Here is a 23,107-nt window from a genome sequence, read left to right on the forward strand (position 1 = left end):
CACTGTCTGACCCCACAACAGGTCCGGAGGAAGAAAATAATAAAAGCTGTGTGGGCAAACCCGTGAAAAAACAAAGACCTGTCAATCTGGATCTGCAAACGATCCGATTTCCTGTTACTGCGATAGCATCTATTCTTCACCGTGTCTCCGGCGTTATTACGTTTGTGGCTGTGGGTATTTTGTTATGGCTGCTTGGCCTCTCCCTCTCTTCTGCTGAAGGGTTTGCGCAAGCGTCGGCCATTATGAGCAGCTTCATCGTGAAATTCATTGTCTGGGGCATCATGACGGCGCTGGCTTACCATATTGTGGGCGGCCTGCGTCATTTGCTGATGGATTTTGGCTATATCGAAGAAAACTTCGAGGCCGGATCGCGGTCAGCAAAAGCCTCTTTCGTTATTACTGTCGTGCTTTCATTTTTGGCTGGAGTCCTCGTATGGTAAGCAATGCCTCCGCATTGGGGCGTAATGGCGTACACGATTGGTTGTTAATTCGCGCTTCCGCCATCGTCATCGTGCTGTATGTGCTTTATATCGTTGGCTTTGTAGCCAGCGCCGGTAAGATTACCTATGAAGTTTGGCATGGTTTCTTCGCCATGCATCTCACCAAAGTATTCACCCTGCTGACGCTGTTTGCGATTTTGATCCATGCCTGGATTGGCATGTGGCAGGTGTTGACTGACTACATCAAACCGCTGGCTATTCGCCTGACGTTACAGTTGGCGATTGTGGTGGCGCTATTGGTGTACGTCATTTATGGAACTGTTGTGGTATGGGGTGCATGATGAATTTGCCAATCAGAGAATTTGATGCTGTTGTTGTTGGCGCAGGCGGCGCGGGAATGCGTGCCGCATTGCAGATTTCCCAAATGGGATTGTCGTGCGCGCTGTTATCAAAAGTCTTTCCGACCCGCTCTCATACCGTTTCAGCGCAGGGTGGGATCACGGTCGCATTAGGGAATTCCCATGAAGATAACTGGGAATGGCATATGTATGACACCGTTAAAGGGTCAGACTATATCGGCGATCAGGATGCGATTGAGTACATGTGTAAAACCGGCCCGGAAGCTATTCTGGAGCTGGAACACATGGGATTGCCGTTCTCTCGTTTAGATGATGGCCGTATTTACCAGCGTCCGTTTGGTGGCCAGTCCAAAAATTTCGGCGGCGAGCAGGCGGCGCGTACGGCGGCAGCGGCAGACCGTACCGGTCACGCCTTGTTGCATACGCTGTATCAACAGAACCTGAAAAATCACACCACCATCTTTTCCGAATGGTATGCGCTTGATCTGGTGAAAAATCAGGATGGCGCGGTAGTGGGATGCACCGCTATCTGTATTGAAACCGGCGAGGTTGTTTATTTCAAAGCCCGTGCCACGGTGCTGGCCACCGGTGGCGCTGGCCGTATTTATCAGTCTACGACCAATGCGCACATCAATACCGGCGATGGCGTCGGCATGGCGCTGCGTGCCGGTGTGCCGGTACAAGATATGGAAATGTGGCAGTTCCACCCGACCGGTATCGCCGGTGCCGGGGTGCTGGTGACAGAGGGATGCCGTGGCGAAGGCGGTTATCTGCTGAATAAACACGGTGAGCGTTTCATGGAGCGCTATGCGCCAAACGCTAAAGACCTGGCCGGCCGTGATGTGGTTGCCCGTTCTATCATGATTGAAATTCGTGAAGGACGAGGTTGTGAAGGCCCGTGGGGGCCGCATGCCAAGCTGAAACTGGATCACTTAGGTAAAGAGGTGCTGGAGTCTCGCTTGCCGGGGATTCTTGAATTATCACGCACGTTTGCCCATGTCGATCCGGTCAAAGAACCAATTCCGGTCATTCCAACCTGCCATTACATGATGGGGGGAATCCCAACCAAAGTGACCGGTCAGGCATTGACGGTAAACGAGAAGGGCGAAGATGTTGTGATCCCGGGGCTGTTTGCTGTGGGTGAAATCGCCTGCGTATCGGTACACGGTGCGAACCGTTTGGGTGGCAACTCCCTGCTTGATCTGGTGGTGTTTGGCCGTTCTGCTGGCATGCATTTGCAAGAGTCTTTGGCTGAACAGGGCGCAAGCCGTGATGCCAGCGATTCGGATATCGAGGCTTCACTGGACAGACTTAACCGTTGGAATACCACACGCTCCGGCGAAGATCCGGTAGAAATCCGCAAAGCGTTGCAATCTTGCATGCAGAATAACTTCTCGGTATTCCGTGAAGGCGACGCCATGGCGAAAGGGCTGGAAGAGTTGAAAGTGATCCGTGAGCGCCTGAAAAATGCTCGGCTGGATGACACATCAAGTGATTTCAATACCCAGCGTATTGAATGTCTGGAACTGGATAACCTGATGGAAACGGCCTACGCCACTGCGGTATCGGCGAACTTCCGTACCGAAAGCCGTGGTGCTCATAGCCGATTCGACTATCCTGATCGTGATGACGAAAATTGGTTATGCCATTCGCTGTATCAACCGCAAACTGAAAGCATGACCCGCCGTGAGGTGAACATGCAGCCAAAACTGCGCCCGGCGTTCCCGCCGAAAGTGCGTACCTATTAATTGTGCGGAGAGAAAGCGATGAAAGTTGAATTTTCCATTTATCGTTATAACCCGGATGTCGATAACGCGCCGCGCATGCAGGACTATACGCTGGACGCGGAAGATGGCCGAGACATGATGCTGCTCGATGCGTTGATTCTCCTGAAAGAGCAGGACCCGACGCTGGCCTTTCGACGTTCGTGCCGTGAAGGGGTGTGTGGCTCCGACGGCCTGAACATGAATGGCAAGAATGGCCTGGCGTGTATCACACCGGTTTCCACATTGCGTAACGGTAATAACAAAATTGTGATCCGACCATTACCTGGATTACCGGTTGTACGCGATTTGGTGGTGGACATGGGCCAGTTCTATGCTCAATATGAGAAAATTAAACCTTACCTGTTGAATAATGGGAAAAATCCACCCGCACGTGAACATTTGCAGGCACCGGAACAGCGCGAAAAATTGGATGGATTATACGAGTGCATCATGTGTGCCTGTTGCTCCACCTCATGCCCGTCATTCTGGTGGAACCCGGATAAGTTTATCGGGCCTGCGGGATTGCTGGCGGCATACCGTTTCCTGATTGATAGTCGTGACACGGAAACCCAGTCGCGTCTGGATGATTTGAATGATGCTTTTAGTGTCTTCCGTTGCCACAGCATTATGAATTGCGTCAGCGTGTGTCCTAAAGGGCTAAACCCGACGCGGGCGATAGGGCATATAAAATCGATGTTGCTACAACGTAGCGCCTGATTACTCAGGACACTATCGCAGCTCCCCTGTCGCAACAGGGGAGCTGATAGGAAATCTTTAAAAACCGGCTCAGGCGCCGAACCGTTTTTTAAAGGTTCCTTCTGGATAGGAATATCTGCCTCGTGCGTCAGAAGGCACTGTAAATGAACCGTTTTTACGGCTTTCCGTTTGATAACGGCAAGATAAAACATGTTAACCACGGCGAAAACTGAAGGCTTATTAGCTTAAGGGATCACAATGCAGAACGGCGCAATGAAGGCCTGGCTGGATTCCTCCTATCTGGCGGGCGCAAACCAGTCCTACATAGAGCAGCTCTATGAAGATTTTTTAACGGATCCAGATTCTATTGATCAGAGCTGGCGTTCGATCTTTCAACAACTTCCTACCACTGGGGTTAAACCCGATCAACTGCACTCTAAAACACGGGATTATTTCCGTCGCCTGGCGAAAGATGCGGCGCGTTATACGTCTTCGATTACCGATCCTGACAGCGATGCAAAGCAGGTTAAAGTCCTGCAATTGATCAACGCATTCCGCTTCCGTGGGCATCAGCATGCCAATCTTGACCCACTCGGTTTATGGAAACAGGAACGCGTTGCCGATCTGGATTTGGCTTATCACAATTTGACGGATGACGACCTCAAAGAGAGCTTTAATGTCGGGTCATTCGCGATAGGTAAAGACACTATGCAACTGGGCGAGCTTTATGCGGCCCTCAAGCAAACCTATTGCGGCTCGATTGGTGCGGAATACATGCACATTACCAACACCGATGAAAAGCGCTGGATTCAGCAGCGTATTGAGTCAGTTGTTGGGCAGCCCAGTTTTAGCAATGAAGAAAGAAAACGCTTTCTGAAAGAGTTAACGGCGGCAGAAGGGCTGGAGCGTTATCTGGGAGCCAAATTCCCCGGCGCGAAACGCTTTTCGCTGGAAGGCGGCGACGCATTAATCCCGATGCTTAAGGAGATGATCCGGCATGCAGGGAAAAACGGCACACGCGAAGTTGTTATGGGGATGGCCCACCGTGGTCGTCTCAATGTGCTGGTCAATGTCATGGGGAAAAAACCCCAGGATCTGTTCGATGAATTCTCTGGTAAGCATAAAGATCACCTCGGCACAGGTGACGTGAAATATCATCAGGGTTTCTCATCGGATATGGAAACCGAAGGCGGCAAAGTACATCTGGCGCTGGCGTTTAACCCGTCGCACCTGGAAATTGTCAGCCCGGTGGTGATGGGGTCGGTTCGTGCGCGTATTGACCGTCTCGATAAACCAAGCAGTTCGCTGGTGTTGCCGATTACGATTCACGGTGACGCTGCGATTGCTGGGCAGGGCGTTGTGCAAGAGACGCTGAACATGTCTCAGGCTCGTGGCTATGAAGTTGGCGGGACTATCCGTATTGTGATTAACAATCAGGTAGGTTTTACCACGTCCAACCCTCGTGATGCCCGTTCAACGGAATACTGTACCGATATTGGCAAGATGGTGCAGGCCCCCATTTTCCACGTTAATGCCGACGATCCCGAAGCTGTCGCGTTTGTTACCCGCTTGGCTCTGGATTTCCGCAATACGTTCAAGCGTGATGTCTTTATCGATCTGGTGTGTTATCGCCGCCATGGTCATAACGAAGCCGATGAGCCGAGTGCGACTCAACCGGTGATGTACCAGAAAATTAAAAAGCACCCGACGCCGCGTAAAATCTACGCCGATCGTCTTGAGCAGCAGAAGCTTGCTACGCTTGAAGATGCAACGGAGTTGGTGAACCTCTATCGCGATGCGCTGGACGCTGGTGAATGTGTGGTAGACGAATGGCGACCAATGGATATGCACTCTTTCGCCTGGATGTCTTATCTCAACCATGAGTGGGATGAGCCTTACCCACATACGGTGGAAACCAAACGCTTACAGGAATTGGCTCGCCGCATCAGTGAAGTGCCAACGGCGCTGGAGATGCAGCCGCGCGTGGCCAAGATTTACAATGATCGGGCGGAAATGGCCGCAGGTGAGAAAGCGTTTGACTGGGGCGGTGCCGAGACATTGGCCTATGCGACGCTGGTTGACGAGGGCATCCCGGTGCGTTTATCGGGTGAAGATGCCGGTCGTGGTACGTTTTTCCATCGGCATGCCGTGGTACACAACCAGAAAGGCGGTTCTACTTATACACCGCTGATGCATGTTCACAATGCGCAAGGCGTGTTTAATGTCTGGGACTCGGTGCTGTCGGAAGAAGCGGTTCTGGCATTCGAATATGGTTATGCCACGGCAGAACCGCGCACGTTGACTATCTGGGAAGCACAGTTCGGCGATTTTGCCAACGGCGCACAGGTTGTTATCGATCAGTTCATTAGTTCCGGTGAGCAGAAATGGGGACGTATGTGCGGTCTGGTGATGTTACTGCCGCACGGTTACGAAGGTCAGGGGCCGGAGCACTCCTCGGCGCGTCTTGAGCGCTATCTGCAATTGTGTGCAGAGCAAAATATGCAGGTCTGTGTGCCGTCTACGCCGGCGCAGGTGTATCACATGCTACGTCGTCAGGCGCTGCGTGGTATGCGCCGTCCGCTGATTGTCATGTCCCCCAAATCGCTGCTGCGCCATCCTCTGGCTATTTCGTCACTGGATGAATTGGCGAATGGTCAGTTCCAGCCGGCCATCGGTGAAATTGATGCACTTGATCCAAAAGCAGTGAAGCGCGTCGTGCTGTGCTCTGGCAAGGTCTACTATGATTTACTGGAGCAACGTCGTAAAAACGAGCAGAACGATGTGGCGATTGTACGTATTGAGCAGTTATACCCGTTCCCGCATCAAGCGGTACAGGCTGCACTGGAGCCTTTTGCCCATGTGCATGATTTTGTCTGGTGCCAGGAAGAGCCGTTGAATCAGGGGGCATGGTACTGTAGCCAGCACCATTTCCGTGAGGTCATTCCATTTGGTGCCTCGTTGCGGTATGCCGGTCGTCCGGCCTCTGCTTCACCCGCCGTCGGCTATATGTCCGTACACCAGAAACAACAGCAAGCTCTGGTTAATGACGCGCTGAACGTTAATTAAATAAATAAGGATAGATAATGAGTAGCGTAGACATTCTTGTTCCTGATCTGCCTGAGTCAGTCGCTGATGCCACTGTGGCGACCTGGCACAAGAAACCGGGCGATAGCGTCCAGCGTGACGAAGTGCTGGTTGAAATTGAAACAGACAAAGTGGTGTTAGAAGTGCCAGCCATTGAAGCGGGTGTGCTGGAGGTGGTACTGGAGGCCGAAGGCGCGACGGTGACTTCACGTCAAGTGCTTGGGCGTCTTCGCCCGGGAGATAACTCCGGCAAAGAAACCAGTGAGAAAGCACAAAGCAAAGAGTCAACCCCAGCACAGCGTCATACCGCAGGACTGGAAGATGAGAATAATGAGGCCCTCAGCCCGGCAATTCGTCGCCTGATTGCTGAACACGATCTGGATGCTGCGGCTATTAAAGGCAGCGGAGTCGGTGGCCGTATTACGCGCGAGGATGTCGAGAAGCATTTGGCCAGCCAGAAAAAAGCGCCAGCGGCAGCGCCTGATGTGGTTGCTTCAGCACCGGTACTGGCGGGGCGCAGTGAAAAACGTGTGCCAATGACTCGCCTGCGTAAGCGTGTTGCCGAGCGTTTGCTGGAAGCGAAAAACAGCACCGCGATGTTGACGACATTTAATGAAGTCAACATGCAGCCGATTATGGAACTGCGCAAGCAGTATGGCGAAGCCTTCGAGAAACGCCATGGCGTTCGTTTGGGTTTCATGTCGTTCTATATCAAGGCTGTTGTCGAGGCACTGAAACGCTATCCAGAAGTGAATGCATCTATCGATGGCGAAGACGTGGTGTACCACAATTACTTCGATGTCAGTATCGCGGTATCGACCCCACGCGGGCTGGTAACTCCGGTGCTGAAAGATGTTGATCTGCTGGGCATGGCAGAGATAGAGAAGAAAATTAAAGAACTGGCAGTGAAAGGCCGCGACGGTAAATTAACCGTTGAGGAACTGACTGGCGGCAACTTTACCATCACCAATGGTGGCGTGTTCGGTTCGCTGATGTCTACGCCGATTATCAACCCGCCACAGAGCGCGATTTTGGGTATGCATGCCATTAAAGATCGTCCAATGGCCGTTGATGGTCAGGTTGTTATCCTGCCGATGATGTATCTGGCGTTGTCCTACGATCATCGCCTGATTGATGGCCGTGAGTCGGTCGGTTTCCTTGTCACCGTGAAAGAGATGCTCGAAGATCCGGCACGTTTGCTGCTGGACGTCTGACACACTACGGTGAAAGAAAGGCGGTTGGCCTGCGTCTGACCGCCTCGACAACAAGTGCTATGCAGGCCGCTGCGCGAATGAATGATGAAATGAATGTAGCGGCATTATCCACGATAGAAAGTCGCGAGACTTATCTGCAAACCTAAATGGATAGAACATCATGAATTTACATGAGTATCAGGCAAAACAACTCTTTGCTCGGTATGGTTTACCTGCCCCAACTGGTTATGCCTGCACAACACCGCGTGAAGCGGAAGAAGCTGCATCAAAAATTGGTGCCGGTCCTTGGGTAGTCAAATGTCAGGTACACGCAGGCGGTCGCGGTAAAGCGGGTGGCGTGAAACTGGTTAACAGTAAAGAAGAGATTCGCACCTTTGCTGAAAACTGGTTGGGTAAACGTCTGGTGACGTATCAGACAGATGCTAATGGCCAGCCTGTCCACCAAATCCTGGTGGAAGGTGCGACTGATATCGATAAAGAGCTCTATCTCGGTGCGGTCGTAGACCGTGGCAGCCGTCGCGTCGTCTTTATGGCTTCGACAGAGGGTGGCGTCGAGATTGAGAAAGTGGCTGAGGAAACGCCGCATCTGATTCATAAAGTCGCGCTTGATCCGCTCACCGGGCCACAGCCGTATCAAGGACGTGAGCTGGCGTTTAAGCTGGGTCTGGAAGGCAAGCAGGTTGCTCAGTTCACCAAAATTTTCATGGGATTGGCAACGCTGTTCCTGGAGCGCGATCTGGCGCTGGTAGAAATTAACCCGCTGGTTATTACCAAGCAGGGCGATTTAATTTGTCTGGACGGCAAACTGGGTGCTGACGGCAATGCGTTATTCCGCCAGCCGGAACTGCGTGAAATGCGTGATCCGTCCCAGGAAGATGCCCGTGAAGCTCATGCCGCGCAGTGGGAACTGAACTATGTCGCATTAGACGGTAACATCGGTTGCATGGTCAACGGTGCTGGTCTGGCGATGGGGACGATGGATATCGTTAAACTTCATGGCGGCTCTCCGGCTAACTTCCTTGATGTGGGCGGTGGTGCGACCAAAGAGCGTGTGACTGAAGCGTTTAAAATCATTTTGTCTGATGACAAGGTGAAAGCCGTTCTGGTGAATATTTTCGGTGGCATCGTGCGCTGTGACCTGATTGCCGACGGTATTATCGGTGCCGTTGCCGAGGTTGGCGTGAATGTTCCGGTAGTCGTTCGTCTGGAAGGAAATAATGCGGAACTGGGTGCGCAGAAACTGGCGGATAGTGGTTTGAACATCATTGCTGCGACCAGCCTGACGGATGCGGCTCAACAAGTGGTTGCAGCCGTGGAGGGTAAATAATGTCTATTCTGATCGATAAAAATACTAAAGTTATTTGCCAGGGATTTACCGGCAGTCAAGGTACATTTCATTCTGAGCAAGCGCTGGCTTACGGAACGCAGATGGTGGGTGGGGTAACGCCGGGTAAAGGCGGAAGCGAGCATCTTGGTCTGCCAGTATTCAATACTGTACGTGAAGCAGTAGAAGCAACAGGCGCAACCGCATCGGTTATCTATGTACCCGCACCATTTTGTAAAGACTCCATTCTGGAAGCGATTGATGCCGGTATCGAGCTCATCATCTGTATTACTGAAGGCATCCCTACACTTGATATGCTGACGGTGAAAATGAAGCTTGAACAAAGTGGCGTGCGCATGATTGGCCCTAACTGCCCGGGGGTTATCACCCCTGGTGAGTGCAAGATTGGTATCATGCCTGGCCACATCCATTTACCGGGCAAAGTAGGGATTGTTTCTCGCTCAGGGACACTGACCTATGAAGCGGTGAAACAAACCACGGATACCGGCCTGGGGCAGTCCACCTGCGTCGGGATTGGCGGTGATCCGATTCCTGGCTCTAATTTCATTGATATCCTCAAGTTATTCGAGCAAGACCCACAGACAGAAGCGATTGTGATGATCGGTGAAATCGGTGGTACCGCTGAAGAAGAAGCTGCGGCCTACATTAAAGAGCATGTTACCAAGCCAGTGGTTGGTTATATCGCAGGTGTAACCGCCCCTAAAGGCAAACGTATGGGCCATGCTGGCGCAATCATTGCCGGTGGTAAGGGGACGGCAGACGATAAATTTGCTGCATTAGAAGCCGCTGGCGTGAAAACAGTACGTAGCCTGGCTGACATTGGCGATGCGGTCAAAGCTGTCCTGAGCCGCTAGGTCAAGCCCTTCCTGCCCGGCAGGATAGCTAAGATAAAAATGCAGTAAGCAACGTTTTCTACGTTCGACATGGTTGGCCACTCTTAGTAGTGGCCTTTTTTATTACAGCACCAGTGCGTGTTGTCTCAACATGCGATGTTTCTTGAGGCTGCCGCGATATCATGAGATGTCGTTTTAATTTATTGCAAATTTTATTGATTGCCGTCGCAAAAAATTAGTTTTCATGAAAACAAAAATGACAAATAAAATAACAACAAAATAACAATATGCCATTTGATTAAAAAAATTAGTATTTATAGATCAATTTCTATTATTTTTAATTAAACTTAAAAATACACCATTAACGACACCTCTCACAAACCCGGTTATTACATTAAATTAACAATGACTGGTCGTGTAAAAACAAACTTCATTTTTTTTAACATCTCGGTGAATTATTGTCTTGGATCAAAAAAGTGGGCTGGATATCATTTAAGAAATAAGATTAAATTGGCTGTAGGTCAATTACGTCTTCGGTTTGCTGTAGTGTAAGGGTTGACGTGGAAGCAAAAAACTCAATCCATATCACGTAAAAACCTATTTATTGTAGGGATTCAGAGGCGTAATATACCGATACCCATATTTGGGTATGTTATTTGTCATTCTGTAATTTTTGGCTCACTTTCCAAATGCGCATAGCGACGTGGTAGCGCATATTAAGGCCTGTGCTAAAGCAATTGTTGTGTTTTCTTTAGGTTACTAACTGCCGGGTATTTAGTGGCTTATTTGTATAGCGAGCTAAAGACCCTCCTGCGAGGAGCAAGGAGTTAAGATGTTTGATGTAGTCGAACTGTCACGTTTACAGTTTGCCTTGACCGCGATGTATCACTTCCTGTTCGTACCATTAACGCTGGGGATGGCGTTTTTGTTGGCGATCATGGAAACCGTATATGTCCTGTCCGGTAAACAAATCTATAAAGATATGACCAAGTTTTGGGGCAAGTTGTTTGCCATCAACTTTGCTCTTGGTGTGTCTACCGGTCTGACGATGGAGTTTCAGTTCGGTACTAACTGGTCATATTACTCTCACTATGTCGGTGATATCTTCGGTGCTCCACTGGCCATCGAAGGCCTGATGGCGTTCTTCCTGGAGTCTACTTTCGTCGGGTTATTCTTCTTTGGCTGGGATCGTCTGGGCAAAGTTCAGCATATGGCCGTGACATGGTTGGTGGCGTTAGGTTCTAACCTGTCAGCTTTGTGGATTCTGGTCGCAAATGGTTGGATGCAAAACCCGGTTGCTTCGGATTTCAATTTCGAAACCATGCGCATGGAGATGGTGAGTTTCGCCGATCTGGTGCTGAACCCCGTTGCACAGGTGAAATTTGTCCACACCGTCGCTTCTGGCTACTGCACTGGCGCGATGTTCATTCTGGGCATCAGCTCATATTACCTGCTAAAAGGGCGTGACATTGCTTTCGCTAAACGCTCTTTCGCTATCGCAGCCAGCTTTGGTATGGCGGCGGTGCTCTCTGTCATCGTACTGGGTGATGAATCCGGTTATGAGATGGGCGATGTGCAGAAAACCAAGCTCGCTGCAATTGAAGCCGAGTGGGAAACTCAGCCAGCGCCTGCGGCATTTACCCTGTTTGGCGTTCCTAATCAGGAAACGATGGAGAATAAGTACGCTATTCAGATCCCGTACATGTTGGGCCTGATAGCAACGCGTTCTACCGAGAAAACAGTAACCGGCCTCAAAGAGCTGATGGTGCAACATGAAGTGCGCATCCGTAATGGTATGCAAGCCTATCACCTGTTGCAGCAATTGCGTTCTGGTAATACCGATCCTGCTGTGCGCGATGCGTTCAACAAAAACAAACAGGATCTGGGCTATGGTTTGCTGCTCAAGCGCTACACGCCAAACGTAGCGGATGCCAGCGAAACACAGATCAAACAAGCGGTAAAAGACTCTATTCCGCGTGTAGCGCCATTGTACTTCTCTTTCCGTATCATGGTGGCGTGCGGCGTGCTGATGCTTTTGATTATCGGCCTGTCTTTCTGGACTGTGTTGCGTAACAAGATTGGTCAAAAACGCTGGTTACACCGCGTGGCGCTGTATGGTATTCCATTGCCGTGGATTGCCGTTGAAGCTGGCTGGTTTGTTGCTGAGTATGGTCGTCAGCCTTGGGCTATCGGCGAGGTGCTACCGACAGCGGTGGCGAATTCTTCGCTGACGGCGGGGGATATCCTGTTCTCTATGGCGCTGATCTGCGGTCTTTACACGCTGTTCCTGGTCGCTGAACTCTACCTGATGTTCAAGTATGCGCGTCTTGGCCCAAGCAGCCTGAAAACAGGTGCTTATCACTTCGAACAGCCGATCGCGGCTCAGGAAGCACGGTAACAGGAGTCCACTATGTTTGATTATGAAGTATTGCGTTTTGTCTGGTGGCTGCTGATTGGTGTGTTGCTGATCGGTTTCGCCGTCACCGATGGTTTTGACATGGGCGTCGGGATGCTTGTACGCCTGATGGGGCGTAATGATGTTGAACGTCGAGTGATGATTAACAGCATTGCACCACATTGGGACGGCAACCAGGTATGGCTGATTACGGCGGGTGGCGCTCTGTTTGCTGCCTGGCCGATGGTGTATGCCGCTGCGTTCTCCGGTTTTTACATTGCGATGATTCTGGTGCTGGCATCGTTGTATTTCCGTCCGGTTGGTTTTGACTACCGTTCGAAAATCGAAGATTCACGCTGGCGCAACATGTGGGACTGGGGCATTTTTATCGGTAGTTTTGTCCCGCCAGTCGTCATTGGTGTTGCATTTGGTAATCTGTTGCAAGGGGTGCCGTTCCATGTGGATGAGTATTTGCGCCTCTATTACACCGGTAATTTCTTCCAACTGCTTAACCCGTTTGGCTTGTTGGCAGGGATTGTCAGCCTGAGTATGATTCTTGCTCAGGGTGCAACCTATCTGATGATGCGAACCGCTGGCGAACTGCATTTTCGCGCCAAAAAAGCAGCCCAGCTGTCTTCACTGGCGCTGACTGTCACCTTCGCATTGGCTGGGGTGTGGGTGGTATACGGTATTGATGGTTACGCAATCACATCCGTTATCAACACGGCAGGTGAATCTAACCCGTTGCACAAAGAAGTTGTGCGTCAGGCAGGGGCATGGATGGTTAACTTTAATCATTATCCTGTGCTGTGGGCGATTCCGTCGCTGGGTGTGCTGCTGCCGTTAGTCACGGTGATAATGGCGCGTGCAGAGAGAGGCGCAATGGCGTTTCTGTTCTCTTCTCTGAGTATCGCCTGCGTTATCCTGACGGCTGGCATTGCCATGTTCCCATTCATTATGCCTTCGGTAACGGTGCCGAACGTCAGTCTGACGATATGGGATGCCACTTCCAGTCTGTTGACGCTTCGTGTGATGACGGTGGTTGCGATCATTTTTGTGCCCATCGTGCTGACCTACACCATTTGGTGTTACTACAAGATGTTCGGTCGCATCACTAAAGAGCATATCGAGCAGAACACTCATTCGTTGTACTAAGTAAGGAGCCTGATTTATGTGGTATTTTGCCTGGATATTGGGAACGCTTCTTGCTTGTTCGCTGGGCGTCATTACAGCTCTGGCGTTAGAGCAGAGCGAGGCGACCAAGGCGAATAAAGATAAACTGCAATGATTGCTTTCATTGAGAGTCTCTATCGCTACATGGACAAGGGCCCGTTAAGGGCCCTTTCCCTGATCATGGCGCTACTGCTGGCAGGGTGCGTGTTTTGGGAGCCAGCGCGTTTTGCTGCCAGAACCAGCTCATTATCTATTTGGCAAGGCATGGCGCTGATTTGGGCGGTTTGCAGTGGCGTGATACACGGTATTGGGTTTCGCCCTCTGCATGTCAGATGGCGAGGTATTTTTAGCCCCTTTCCAGCCTTTGTGATCCTGGCCGCAGGATTGTATTACTACTTCTTGTAGAATAATCCTTCGTTCCTTTTGGTTATGGGTTGCACACAACCCATAATTATTTACCCTCCTGTACATAGAACCCATTCCAAACCTTATCCCTCTTGCGTATAGTAGCGGGGTTTATCGCATTACCGGGATGTAGAGTGAGTAATACAGTGTTCCGCTGGCCAGTACGCGTCTATTATGAAGATACAGATGCAGGTGGTGTGGTTTATCACGCACGCTATGTGGCCTTTTATGAACGGGCCAGAACCGAAATGTTGCGCGCACATGACTTTCATCAGCATGAACTTATGCATGAGCATGTCGCCTTTGCTGTTCGTAAAATGACGGTTGAGTATCTTGCCCCGGCGCGTCTTGATGACTTACTGGAAGTGCAAAGTGAAATCGTTATGATACGCGGCGCTTCCCTGACATTCACACAGCGCATTATTAACTCTCAGGGCACGTTATTGAGCCATGCTGAGGTGTTAGTCGCATGCATCGATCCATTTCAAATGAAGCCAATCGCGCTTCCTAAGTCTATTGTCGCGGAGTTTAAGCAGTGACTGAAATGAACATTCTTGATTTGTTCCTGAAGGCAAGCCTTCTGGTTAAACTTATCATGTTAATTTTAATCGGTTTTTCTATTGCTTCATGGGCAATCATCATTCAGCGTACCCGTATTCTGAATGCTGCGACGCGTGACGCCGAAGCGTTTGAAGACAAATTCTGGTCGGGTATTGAACTGTCTCGCTTGTATCAGGAGAGTCAGACTCGTCGTGAGAATTTGACGGGGACTGAACAAATTTTTTATGCCGGCTTTAAGGAGTTCGCACGGTTACATCGAGCCAATAGCCATGCACCGGAAGCGGTGGTGGAAGGGGCGTCACGTGCCATGCGCATTTCCATGAACCGTGAGCTGGAAACACTCGAAACCCATATTCCTTTCCTCGGCACCGTCGGGTCTATCAGCCCGTATATTGGTTTGTTCGGTACCGTATGGGGGATTATGCATGCGTTTATTGCCCTGGGTGCAGTGAAGCAGGCAACGTTGCAGATGGTTGCGCCTGGTATCGCGGAAGCCTTGATCGCGACGGCGATAGGTCTGTTTGCCGCCATTCCGGCTGTCATGGCCTACAACCGCTTAAACCAGCGTGTGAACAAGCTTGAGCAGAATTACGATAACTTCATGGAAGAGTTCATTGCTATCCTGCATCGTCAGGCATTTTCCAGTGAAGGCAACCGGTAATCGGGAGGTGATATGGCTCGTGCGCGTGGCGGCCGTCGGTCGCTGAAATCCGAGATTAATATTGTCCCCCTGCTGGACGTGCTGCTGGTACTGTTGCTGATTTTTATGGCTACGGCGCCCATCATTACACAGAGCGTAGAGGTGGATTTGCCTGATGCAACGGAGTCTAAAAGCGTTGCCAGCAATGATAATCCTCCGGTGATTGTCGAAGTATCTGGTGTTGGGCAATATAGTTTGGTCGTTGATCATAATCGTATGAATCAACTGCCGGCAGAGCAGGTCGTGGCTGAAGCGCGGTCACGTCTGACGGCAAACCCGAAAACGGTGTTTCTTATCGGAGGAGCGAAAGAGGTTCCTTATGATGAGATAATCAAGGCACTGAATTTGTTGCATCAGGCGGGTGTCAAATCCGTTGGGTTAATGACTCAACCGATTTAACTGACGACCTTTAGAGGATGCATCGTCGTTTTTCTGGCAAAACTGTTTTTGGGAACCCCTTGTGTTAAAGGCAAACGAACGAAACGATAAGCTAAAGCGTGCCGTTACTCTCTCGGTCGTTTTGCACGTTATTTTGATTGCGTTGCTGATACTGAGTTCAATGAATCAGAAGATGGATGACGCCAGCGGTGGCGGCGGTGGTTCATCGATTGATGCCGTTATGGTTGATCCTGGTGCAGTCGTCGATCAGTATAATCGTCAGCAACAGCAACAGAGTGATGCACGCCGTGCAGAGCAGTTGCGGAAAAAACAGGCTGAACAGCAGGCCGAAGAGCTACAGGCTAAACAAGCGGCTGAACAGCAGCGCTTAAAAGAGCTGGAAAAGGAGCGCTTGCAGGCTCAGGAAGAAGCGAAAGAGCAGGCCCAGCAACAAGCTGATGCGAAAAAGCAAGCTGAAGAGGCTGCTCAGAAGGCTAAAGAACAGCAAAAACAAGCCGAAGCAGCGGCAGCGAAAGCGAAGGCAGAAGCTGAACAGCAAGCCAAAGCAGCAGCTGAAGCGAAGAAACAGGCTGAAGAAGAAGCGAAAAAACAAGCCGTTGCTGCGGCTGCGGCAAAAAAGAAAGTGGAAGAAGAGGCGAAAGCTGCCGCCGCTGCACAGGTGAAGAAACAAGCAGAGGAAGAAGCGAAAGCGAAAGCCGCTGAAGCCAAGAAAAAGGCAGAAGAAGACGCGAAAGCAAAAGCGGCGGCTGAGGCTAAAAAACAGGCAGCTGAAGAAGCCAAAGCCGCTGCTGAGGCGGCTAAAGAAAAGGCTGCTGCCGAAGCTGCCAAGAAAGCTGAAGCTGCCGCAGCCGCCAAGAAAGCGGCTGATGATAAAAAGAAAGCCGCTGCTGCCGCTGCGAAACAGGCGGGTGAAGTTGATGATCTGCTGGGTGGGCTTGCTTCCTCGAAGAATGCGCCTAAAGGTGGTTCGAGCGGAGCCAATGGTGCCGCTGCCCCAGCTGGGGTTGGCAATAATAAAAAGAGCGGGGCATCAGGCGTTGCTCTTGATAGTTACGGCAGCCAGGTGCGCGCAGCTATTCAGAGTAAGTTTTATGACTGGGAATCCTACAAAGGCCGTACCTGCACATTACGTATCAAATTGGCTCCCGATGGCTTGCTGATCGATGTGAAAACGGAAGGGGGAGACCCGGCGTTATGTCAGGCGGCGATTGCGGCAGCCAAGCAGGCGCGCATGCCGAAACCGCCTAGCACAGATGTCTATGACGCTTTCAAGAATGCACCGATAGACTTTAAACCACAGTAAGCGCGATGGTCTGTCTCCATTATCTGTAACGATGAGGGATTGGCTGTTGTACACTTTGGGTTCTTGTTGATATGGGTTTGTTAAAACGCTGCCAGATTATCGTAGGCGCTGGAGCCGTGATAAGGGAGATGAAATGAAGCAGGCATTAAAAATAGCATTGAGTTTTCTGATGCTGTGGACCGCTGTGTTACATGCAGAGGTTCGTATTGAAATTACCCAAGGTGTGGACTCGGCGCGACCGATTGGCGTAGTGCCATTCAAGTCTGCCGGCGGTGCAGTACCTGAAGAGATTGGCAGCATTGTTGCAGCCGATCTGCGTAATAGCGGTAAGTTTAACCCGATTGACGCAAGCCGTATGCCTCAACAGCCAGGCAGCGCAGCAGAAGTCACGCCGTCTGCCTGGACTGCATTAGGCATTGATGCTGTGATTGTGGGTCAGGTTCAGCCTACCGCTGACGGCTATCTGGTTTCCTACCAGTTGGTCGATACCTCTGGCAGCGCGGGTAGTGTGCTGGCTCAGAATCAATTTAAAGTGACTAAACAGTGGTTGCGTTATGCGGCTCATACCGCCAGCGATGAAGTGTTTGAGAAACTGACCGGTATCAAAGGCGCTTTCCGCACCCGTATCGCTTATGTGGTGCAAACCAACGGTGGCCAGTATCCCTATGAACTGCGTGTAGCGGATTACGACGGTTACAACCAATTCGTGGTGCACCGCTCACCGGAACCGCTGATGTCACCGGTATGGTCTCCTGATGGTAGCAAGCTGGCGTATGTGACCTTTGAAAGCGGTCGTTCGGCGCTGGTTATCCAAACATTGGCAAACAGTGATATCCGACAGGTTGCCTCTTTCCCTCGTCACAACGGTGCTCCGGCTTTCTCGCCTGATGGCAGCAAACTGGCGTTTGCGCTTTCCAAAAGCGGTAGCCTGAATTTGTATGTGATGAACCTGGGTTCTGGGCAGATTTCTCAGGTAACTGATGGGCGTAGTAATAATACCGAACCGACATGGTTCCCTGACAGCCAAACGCTGGCTTATACTTCTGACCAGGCTGGTCGGCCACAGATTTACAAGGTCGGCGTTAATGGTGGCGCACCGCAGCGTGTCACCTGGGAAGGGGCACAGAATCAGGATGCTGAAGTCAGCAGCGATGGCAAATTCCTGGTGATGATCAGCTCCAACGGCGGCGCGCAACATGTCGCCAAGCAGGATCTGGTAACGGGTGGCGTTCAAGTGTTAACGGACACGTTCCTAGATGAAACGCCGAGTGTCGCGCCAAATGGCACCATGGTAATCTACAGCTCCAAACAAGGGCTGGGTTCCGTGCTGCAACTGGTTTCGACGGATGGGCGTTTTAAAGCGCGTCTTCCGGCAACCGATGGTCAGGTGAGGTTCCCTGCCTGGTCGCCGTATATGTAATGAAAATATGTACAATAACCTATTTAAAGGACATAGAAATGCAATTTAATAAAGTGCTGAAAGGCCTGATGTTGGCTCTGCCGGTGCTGGCTGTTGCCGCATGTAGTTCCAACAAACACGCTAACAATGACCAGTCTTCTCTGAATGGCGGTGCCGGTCTGGAAAACAATGGCGGCAACATGTCTTCTGCTGAACAGGCTCGTCTGCAAATGCAGGAACTGCAACGCAACAACATCGTTTACTTTGATCTGGACAAATATGACATTCGTCCTGATTTTGCTCAGATGCTGGATGCACACGCTGCGTTCCTGCGTAGCAACCCGTCTTACAAAGTGACTGTTGAAGGTCATGCGGATGAACGCGGTACACCGGAATACAACATTGCACTGGGTGAGCGCCGTGCCAATGCTGTTCAGATGTACCTGCAGGGTAAAGGCGTGTCTGCCGATCAGATCTCTGTCGTTTCTTACGGTAAAGAGAAACCTGCTGTTCTGGGTCATGACGAAGCTGCATGGTCCAAAAACCGTCGTGCCGTTCTGGTTTACTAAGAGAATTGCATGAACAGTAACTTCAGACATCACTTGTTGAGTCTGTCGTTACTGGTTGGCGTAGTGGCCCCCTGGGCCGCTACTGCCCAGGCGCCAATCAGTAATGTCGGCTCTGGCTCGACAGAAGATCGAGTCACTCAATTAGAGCGTATCTCCAACGCTCACAGCCAGCTATTAACCCAACTCCAGCAACAACTTGCCGACACTCAGCGCGATATCGATGGTTTGCGCGGCCAAATTCAGGAAAGCCAGTATCAACTGAATCAAGTGGTTGAACGCCAGAAGCAGATCTATCAGCAGATTGATAGCCTGAGCTCTCAGGGCGGTTCATCCTCATCCGCGTCATCGGCCGCAACGAGTGGAGCAGGGTCTGCATCATCAGGCCCGGGTGCAGCCAATAGTCCAAGTGCGGACGCTGCTGCTGCCCCTGCAATGACGGGAGATGCAAATACCGATTACAATGCGGCTGCATCACTGGTGCTGGAAAAAAAGCAGTATGACCAAGCGATAGTGGCGTTTCAGAACTTTGTCAAGAAGTATCCTGACTCGACTTACCAACCGAATGCCAATTATTGGCTGGGTCAACTGTTCTACAATAAGGGTAAAAAAGACGACGCTGCTTATTACTTTGCCAACGTTGTTAAAAATTACCCAAAATCACCTAAGGCCCCGGAAGCGATGTTCAAGGTTGGCGTCGTGATGCAGGAAAAAGGCCAGACAGAGAAAGCGAAAGCTATCTATGAACAGGTGATAAAAACCTATCCCAATACGGATGGGGCCAAACAAGCCCAGAAGCGGTTGTCGGGTTTATAGTGGCTTTCTTGACACAAAAACTGCGCAATATGCGCGGTTTTTGTGCTTTAGCGTTCAAGGTATAAGCAGTTGATTTTTTTTTCTGAAAATAGGTTGCACAGAAAAATTATATTAGTAATATATGCCGCCGTTGCCAAGGCAATACAACATCGCTAAAGCAATGCTTGTTTTGGGTCGTTAGCTCAGTCGGTAGAGCAGTTGACTTTTAATCAATTGGTCGCAGGTTCGAATCCTGCACGACCCACCAAAACAGCGTATTTCCGTGTAGCACACCATGCAGCGGGTCGTTAGCTCAGTCGGTAGAGCAGTTGACTTTTAATCAATTGGTCGCAGGTTCGAATCCTGCACGACCCACCAAAACAACGTATTTCGTGTAACACACCATGCAGCGGGTCGTTAGCTCAGTCGGTAGAGCAGTTGACTTTTAATCAATTGGTCGCAGGTTCGAATCCTGCACGACCCACCACCGCTCAAGCGCACCACCTCTTCTTATCGATAACCAGCGCCTGTTATGCTCTCATCATCAACGATTTCTCCATCAGCTTTTCGCCTGCGTTTTGCCGCATATCCTCTTGCTGATAGCAAGGTTGCTATATCTCTTTTCACTGTAGGCCCTTTAATCACCTCGCGACATTTGGCGTATAGTAGCAACGTATTGTTTGATTGAGGGCTGTGCCCCTTCGTATGCTGCATTATTGAAGGATTAGCCTTAAGGGAGACGTGATGATTGGTCCGGTAATTAATGGCGTTGCTATTTTAGCTGGAGGCGCGCTGGGCGTCGTATTACAGCGTTTTATTCCACAGCGTATGCGTGATGGCTTGCCGCCAGCGTTTGCCATGGTGTCGATTGCCATGGGGATTACGCTGGTTATCAAAGTGCATCAACTGCCTGCCGTTGCGCTGGCGATTATTCTTGGTGTTGGTCTGGGGGAGTTTTTACGCCTGGAGGCCGGGGTGCAAAAGGGCGCGATTATGATTGAACGCCTGTTAAGCCGACTCGTTCCCGCTCCGGCCCATAAACTGCCGCAGGATGTTTATACGCAGAATTTCACTGCGTTGATTGTCTTATTTTGTGCCAGCGGTACTGGTGTTGTCGGCGCGATGACAGAGGGACTGACGGGCGATTATCAGTTGCTGATTATTAAATCAGCCCTTGATATTTTTACTGCGCTAATCTTTGCTATTACGCTTGGTGTTGCCGTGATGTCGATAGCAGTTCCTCAGTTTTTGGTGCAAGCGCTGCTGTTTTTTTCCGCCAGGCTTATTATGCCTTTTATGAACGAAATCACGATGGGCGATTTTGCTGCCTGTGGCGGCATTGTCATGATGGCCGTTGGGTTACGTATTGCCCAGATAAAAACCTTCGCTGTGGTTAACTTCCTTCCCGCATTAGTGCTGATAATCCCTTTCTCGTTGTATTGGCACCGTTTGTTTTCCTGATCGTTTCCGTCAGGGCCGTATGGCCCTGTACGGCGCTCTGTTTTTAATAAACTAAACAAAATCAGCGAAAGACGATCTGTTTTACAGATTTCTTCGCTTTCTTAGCATTATTTGTTTAGTATATAAAACATCGTTGGCCGTACACCGCCGCTTAAGCGGTTTGGGGATTCATCATGAGCCTGTTTGTTGAACATCCTGTCATTGACTACCCTTTTCCTGCCCGCCCAAAGGCGCTATCACATCAGGAGAAGCAGCATTATCGTCAGCGTATTAAACAGCTACTTAAGCAGCGTGATGCGGTATTGGTTGCCCATTATTACACTGACCCGGAAATTCAGTCGTTAGCGGAGGAAACGGGCGGGTGTGTGGCTGACTCGCTTGAAATGGCGCGCTTTGGTCGCCAGCATCCGGCCAGCACGTTGCTGGTTGCCGGTGTAAAATTTATGGGGGAAACCTCCAAGATCCTCAGCCCGGAGAAAACGGTACTGATGCCGACGCGAGAGGCGGAGTGTTCACTGGATTTAGGCTGCCCGCCTGAGGCGTTCCAGGCATTTTGCGATAGCCATCCAGACCGTACAGTGGTGGTCTATGCCAACACCTCCGCTGCCGTTAAAGCGCGGGCCGATTGGGTTGTCACCTCAAGCATTGCCGTCGAGCTCATTGAGCACCTCGACAGCCTTGGTGAAAAAATCCTTTGGGCGCCTGACCGTCATCTTGGCCGCTATGTTCAACGCCAGACAGGGGCTGACGTATTGTGCTGGCAGGGAGCATGCATTGTTCATGATGAGTTTAAAACAGAGGCGCTAAAGCGGATGAAGGCGCTATATCCACAAGCCGCTATATTAGTCCATCCTGAGTCTCCTCAGAGCATTGTAGAGATGGCGGATGCCGTCGGCTCGACCAGCCAACTGATTCACGCAGCCAAAGCGCTAGCGCACCAACAGCTTATTGTGGCCACCGATCGCGGTATTTTTTATAAAATGCAGCAGGCCTGCCCGGAAAAAGAATTGCTTGAGGCGCCGACCGCAGGGGAAGGGGCCACGTGCCGAAGCTGCGCGCACTGCCCCTGGATGGCAATGAATGGCTTACAAGCTATCGCTGATGCGCTGACGTCCGACGATATCTCTGAGCATGTGATTGATGTTGATGCATCGCTGCGTGAGCAAGCCCTGCTGCCGCTACATCGCATGCTGACATTTGCTGCTACACTCAGGGCCTGATTTTTTCTTAACGCCAATGACTGAGCGCACCATCCGAAGGGCGAGGCCAGCTATTGGCGACGGTGATTAGCCTGAATCAGGAGTTCACATGGATTTCTTTAGTACCAGCAATATTCTGGTTCATATTCCCCTTGGCGCGAAGGGGTATGACTTGTCATGGATTGAGGCGATAGGGACGTTATCTGGCCTGGCATGCATTTGGCTCGCCAGTCTGGAAAAAACGCAAAACTACCTGTTTGGTTTGATCAATGTGTCGTTATTTGCGCTGATTTTCTTCCAGATCCAACTGTATGCCAGTCTGCTACTGCAAATCTTCTTTATCGCAGCCAATGTATACGGCTGGTATGCCTGGAGTCGAAAAAACGGCGAACGGCATGCTGAACTGAGAATTCGGTGGTTGTCGCGCCGCCAGGCCGCGCTCTGGGGCAGCGGGTGTGTGATAGCGACACTGCTCTTGTCACGCTATATCGATGCTTTCTTTGCCGTGTTGAGTCGTGTGGCGGTGGCGTTGATGCAGGCTATTGGGCTGGATGTCACCCTGCCTGAGCTGCAACCGGATGCATTCCCCTTCTGGGATTCAGCCATGACGGTGCTCTCGATTGCTGCGATGCTGCTGATGACAAGAAAATATGTGGAAAACTGGCTGCTTTGGGTGGTTATTGACGTAATCAGCGTATTTGTCTTCGCCTATCAGGGTGTGTATGCCATGTCATTGCAGTACCTAATCCTGACGGGCATCGCGCTAAATGGCAGTAGGCTGTGGATAAACAGCGCCAGAGTGAACCAGTCCCGTCCGTTGGCGCGCTGGGCATAAATATCACCGCACTTCTCCTCGGCTTCATCTAACCGGTTGTTTTCGATTATGCATGGCGTCCTTGCGGCGCCATTGCGCGCGTTGCCGATAGCGTGAAAACCCGTATGGTGGCGATGCGTCATTTTCTCGCTGCTTGACTTATCATCATCAGCCTGCAATATGTTCACGACGTTTTTATT

General features: G+C 50.8%; 22 protein-coding genes and 3 tRNA genes. All 25 read left to right on the top strand.

The annotated features are described in order from the left end of the window. Window positions 1-50: 50 nt before the first annotated feature. The 25 genes from sdhC to pnuC all read left to right on the top strand — a co-directional run bounded on the left by sdhC (window position 51) and on the right by pnuC (window position 22,928). Window positions 51-440: a succinate dehydrogenase cytochrome b556 subunit gene (gene sdhC / locus O1Q98_RS17990; protein WP_125258835.1), complete on the top strand. Its 390-nt coding sequence runs from the start codon at window positions 51-53 to the stop codon at window positions 438-440. Further along, entirely contained in the window at window positions 434-781 is a 348-nt protein-coding gene (sdhD, locus tag O1Q98_RS17995) for a succinate dehydrogenase membrane anchor subunit (protein ID WP_125258836.1), read from the top strand. Before sdhC ends, sdhD begins: the two co-directional genes overlap by 7 nt. Then, window positions 781-2,547, top strand: a complete 1,767-nt coding sequence (gene sdhA / locus O1Q98_RS18000) for a succinate dehydrogenase flavoprotein subunit (RefSeq protein ID WP_125258837.1) — start codon at window positions 781-783, stop codon at window positions 2,545-2,547. Before sdhD ends, sdhA begins: the two co-directional genes overlap by 1 nt. A gap of 18 nt (window positions 2,548-2,565) precedes the next feature. After that, the gene (locus O1Q98_RS18005; RefSeq protein WP_125258838.1) at window positions 2,566-3,282 is read left to right on the top strand and encodes a succinate dehydrogenase iron-sulfur subunit; all 717 of its coding nucleotides are present in this window, start codon (window positions 2,566-2,568) and stop codon (window positions 3,280-3,282) included. A gap of 237 nt (window positions 3,283-3,519) precedes the next feature. Further along, window positions 3,520-6,327 carry a 2-oxoglutarate dehydrogenase E1 component gene (gene sucA, locus O1Q98_RS18010; RefSeq protein WP_125258839.1) on the top strand — a complete coding sequence of 936 codons (2,808 nt, stop codon included), beginning with the start codon at window positions 3,520-3,522 and terminating at the stop codon, window positions 6,325-6,327. Window positions 6,328-6,344: 17 nt separating this feature from the next. Then, window positions 6,345-7,559: a 2-oxoglutarate dehydrogenase complex dihydrolipoyllysine-residue succinyltransferase gene (gene odhB / locus O1Q98_RS18015; RefSeq protein WP_125258840.1), complete on the top strand. Its 1,215-nt coding sequence runs from the start codon at window positions 6,345-6,347 to the stop codon at window positions 7,557-7,559. Window positions 7,560-7,719: 160 nt separating this feature from the next. Continuing rightward, the gene (gene sucC / locus O1Q98_RS18020) at window positions 7,720-8,886 is read left to right on the top strand and encodes an ADP-forming succinate--CoA ligase subunit beta (protein ID WP_125258841.1); all 1,167 of its coding nucleotides are present in this window, start codon (window positions 7,720-7,722) and stop codon (window positions 8,884-8,886) included. Beyond that, a complete protein-coding gene (gene sucD, locus O1Q98_RS18025; protein ID WP_125258842.1) occupies window positions 8,886-9,758 on the top strand; it encodes a succinate--CoA ligase subunit alpha in 873 nt (290 codons plus the stop codon). The genes sucC and sucD overlap by 1 nt, the downstream gene beginning before the upstream one ends. An 811-nt stretch (window positions 9,759-10,569) precedes the next feature. Further along, window positions 10,570-12,135, top strand: coding sequence for a cytochrome ubiquinol oxidase subunit I (cydA, locus tag O1Q98_RS18030; protein ID WP_125258843.1), 1,566 nt, complete (start codon window positions 10,570-10,572; stop codon window positions 12,133-12,135). A 12-nt stretch (window positions 12,136-12,147) separates the two neighbouring features. After that, a complete protein-coding gene (gene cydB, locus O1Q98_RS18035; protein ID WP_125258844.1) occupies window positions 12,148-13,287 on the top strand; it encodes a cytochrome d ubiquinol oxidase subunit II in 1,140 nt (379 codons plus the stop codon). Between the two features lie 16 nt (window positions 13,288-13,303). Further along, window positions 13,304-13,420 (top strand): cytochrome bd-I oxidase subunit CydX, encoded by a 117-nt coding sequence (gene cydX, locus O1Q98_RS18040; protein ID WP_125258845.1) that lies wholly within the window; start codon window positions 13,304-13,306, stop codon window positions 13,418-13,420. Further along, on the top strand, window positions 13,417-13,710 hold the full coding sequence (gene ybgE / locus O1Q98_RS18045) for a cyd operon protein YbgE (protein WP_125258846.1): 294 nt from the start codon (window positions 13,417-13,419) through the stop codon (window positions 13,708-13,710). Before cydX ends, ybgE begins: the two co-directional genes overlap by 4 nt. A gap of 134 nt (window positions 13,711-13,844) precedes the next feature. Then, window positions 13,845-14,249 carry a tol-pal system-associated acyl-CoA thioesterase gene (gene ybgC, locus O1Q98_RS18050; protein WP_125258847.1) on the top strand — a complete coding sequence of 135 codons (405 nt, stop codon included), beginning with the start codon at window positions 13,845-13,847 and terminating at the stop codon, window positions 14,247-14,249. Continuing rightward, window positions 14,246-14,932, top strand: coding sequence for a Tol-Pal system protein TolQ (gene tolQ / locus O1Q98_RS18055; protein WP_125258848.1), 687 nt, complete (start codon window positions 14,246-14,248; stop codon window positions 14,930-14,932). The genes ybgC and tolQ overlap by 4 nt, the downstream gene beginning before the upstream one ends. A gap of 12 nt (window positions 14,933-14,944) precedes the next feature. Then, window positions 14,945-15,370: a colicin uptake protein TolR gene (gene tolR / locus O1Q98_RS18060; protein WP_125258849.1), complete on the top strand. Its 426-nt coding sequence runs from the start codon at window positions 14,945-14,947 to the stop codon at window positions 15,368-15,370. Window positions 15,371-15,431: 61 nt separating this feature from the next. After that, the gene (tolA, locus tag O1Q98_RS18065; protein WP_125258850.1) at window positions 15,432-16,673 is read left to right on the top strand and encodes a cell envelope integrity protein TolA; all 1,242 of its coding nucleotides are present in this window, start codon (window positions 15,432-15,434) and stop codon (window positions 16,671-16,673) included. Between the two features lie 133 nt (window positions 16,674-16,806). Then, window positions 16,807-18,093 carry a Tol-Pal system beta propeller repeat protein TolB gene (tolB, locus tag O1Q98_RS18070; RefSeq protein ID WP_125258851.1) on the top strand — a complete coding sequence of 429 codons (1,287 nt, stop codon included), beginning with the start codon at window positions 16,807-16,809 and terminating at the stop codon, window positions 18,091-18,093. 38 nt (window positions 18,094-18,131) lie between these two features. Next, the gene (pal, locus tag O1Q98_RS18075) at window positions 18,132-18,641 is read left to right on the top strand and encodes a peptidoglycan-associated lipoprotein Pal (protein WP_035340839.1); all 510 of its coding nucleotides are present in this window, start codon (window positions 18,132-18,134) and stop codon (window positions 18,639-18,641) included. A 9-nt stretch (window positions 18,642-18,650) separates the two neighbouring features. Continuing rightward, window positions 18,651-19,454, top strand: a complete 804-nt coding sequence (gene cpoB, locus O1Q98_RS18080) for a cell division protein CpoB (RefSeq protein WP_125258852.1) — start codon at window positions 18,651-18,653, stop codon at window positions 19,452-19,454. A 171-nt stretch (window positions 19,455-19,625) separates the two neighbouring features. Beyond that, window positions 19,626-19,701 (top strand) — tRNA-Lys (locus tag O1Q98_RS18085). 34 nt (window positions 19,702-19,735) lie between these two features. Then, window positions 19,736-19,811, top strand: a tRNA-Lys gene (locus O1Q98_RS18090). A gap of 33 nt (window positions 19,812-19,844) precedes the next feature. Beyond that, window positions 19,845-19,920, top strand: a tRNA-Lys gene (locus O1Q98_RS18095). A gap of 257 nt (window positions 19,921-20,177) precedes the next feature. Continuing rightward, on the top strand, window positions 20,178-20,894 hold the full coding sequence (locus O1Q98_RS18100; RefSeq protein ID WP_125258853.1) for a DUF554 domain-containing protein: 717 nt from the start codon (window positions 20,178-20,180) through the stop codon (window positions 20,892-20,894). Window positions 20,895-21,067: 173 nt separating this feature from the next. After that, window positions 21,068-22,114, top strand: coding sequence for a quinolinate synthase NadA (gene nadA / locus O1Q98_RS18105; protein WP_125258854.1), 1,047 nt, complete (start codon window positions 21,068-21,070; stop codon window positions 22,112-22,114). A gap of 88 nt (window positions 22,115-22,202) precedes the next feature. Further along, window positions 22,203-22,928 (top strand): nicotinamide riboside transporter PnuC, encoded by a 726-nt coding sequence (pnuC, locus tag O1Q98_RS18110; protein WP_125258855.1) that lies wholly within the window; start codon window positions 22,203-22,205, stop codon window positions 22,926-22,928. Window positions 22,929-23,107: the final 179 nt, after the last annotated feature.

The organism is Dickeya lacustris (assembly GCF_029635795.1).
Classification (GTDB): Bacteria; Pseudomonadota; Gammaproteobacteria; order Enterobacterales; family Enterobacteriaceae; genus Dickeya; species Dickeya lacustris.

What these genes read in the sequence shown, in the direction of transcription:
- sdhD (WP_125258836.1), top strand. Translation starts at nt 434, where the DNA reads ATGGTAAGCAATGCCTCCGCATTGGGGCGTAATGGCGTACACGATTGG.
- sdhA (WP_125258837.1), top strand. Translation starts at nt 781, where the DNA reads ATGAATTTGCCAATCAGAGAATTTGATGCTGTTGTTGTTGGCGCAGGC.
- O1Q98_RS18005 (WP_125258838.1), top strand. Translation starts at nt 2,566, where the DNA reads ATGAAAGTTGAATTTTCCATTTATCGTTATAACCCGGATGTCGATAAC.
- sucA (WP_125258839.1), top strand. Translation starts at nt 3,520, where the DNA reads ATGCAGAACGGCGCAATGAAGGCCTGGCTGGATTCCTCCTATCTGGCG.
- odhB (WP_125258840.1), top strand. Translation starts at nt 6,345, where the DNA reads ATGAGTAGCGTAGACATTCTTGTTCCTGATCTGCCTGAGTCAGTCGCT.
- sucC (WP_125258841.1), top strand. Translation starts at nt 7,720, where the DNA reads ATGAATTTACATGAGTATCAGGCAAAACAACTCTTTGCTCGGTATGGT.
- sucD (WP_125258842.1), top strand. Translation starts at nt 8,886, where the DNA reads ATGTCTATTCTGATCGATAAAAATACTAAAGTTATTTGCCAGGGATTT.
- cydA (WP_125258843.1), top strand. Translation starts at nt 10,570, where the DNA reads ATGTTTGATGTAGTCGAACTGTCACGTTTACAGTTTGCCTTGACCGCG.
- cydB (WP_125258844.1), top strand. Translation starts at nt 12,148, where the DNA reads ATGTTTGATTATGAAGTATTGCGTTTTGTCTGGTGGCTGCTGATTGGT.
- cydX (WP_125258845.1), top strand. Translation starts at nt 13,304, where the DNA reads ATGTGGTATTTTGCCTGGATATTGGGAACGCTTCTTGCTTGTTCGCTG.
- ybgE (WP_125258846.1), top strand. Translation starts at nt 13,417, where the DNA reads ATGATTGCTTTCATTGAGAGTCTCTATCGCTACATGGACAAGGGCCCG.
- tolR (WP_125258849.1), top strand. Translation starts at nt 14,945, where the DNA reads ATGGCTCGTGCGCGTGGCGGCCGTCGGTCGCTGAAATCCGAGATTAAT.
- tolB (WP_125258851.1), top strand. Translation starts at nt 16,807, where the DNA reads ATGAAGCAGGCATTAAAAATAGCATTGAGTTTTCTGATGCTGTGGACC.
- pal (WP_035340839.1), top strand. Translation starts at nt 18,132, where the DNA reads ATGCAATTTAATAAAGTGCTGAAAGGCCTGATGTTGGCTCTGCCGGTG.
- cpoB (WP_125258852.1), top strand. Translation starts at nt 18,651, where the DNA reads ATGAACAGTAACTTCAGACATCACTTGTTGAGTCTGTCGTTACTGGTT.
- O1Q98_RS18100 (WP_125258853.1), top strand. Translation starts at nt 20,178, where the DNA reads ATGATTGGTCCGGTAATTAATGGCGTTGCTATTTTAGCTGGAGGCGCG.
- nadA (WP_125258854.1), top strand. Translation starts at nt 21,068, where the DNA reads ATGAGCCTGTTTGTTGAACATCCTGTCATTGACTACCCTTTTCCTGCC.
- pnuC (WP_125258855.1), top strand. Translation starts at nt 22,203, where the DNA reads ATGGATTTCTTTAGTACCAGCAATATTCTGGTTCATATTCCCCTTGGC.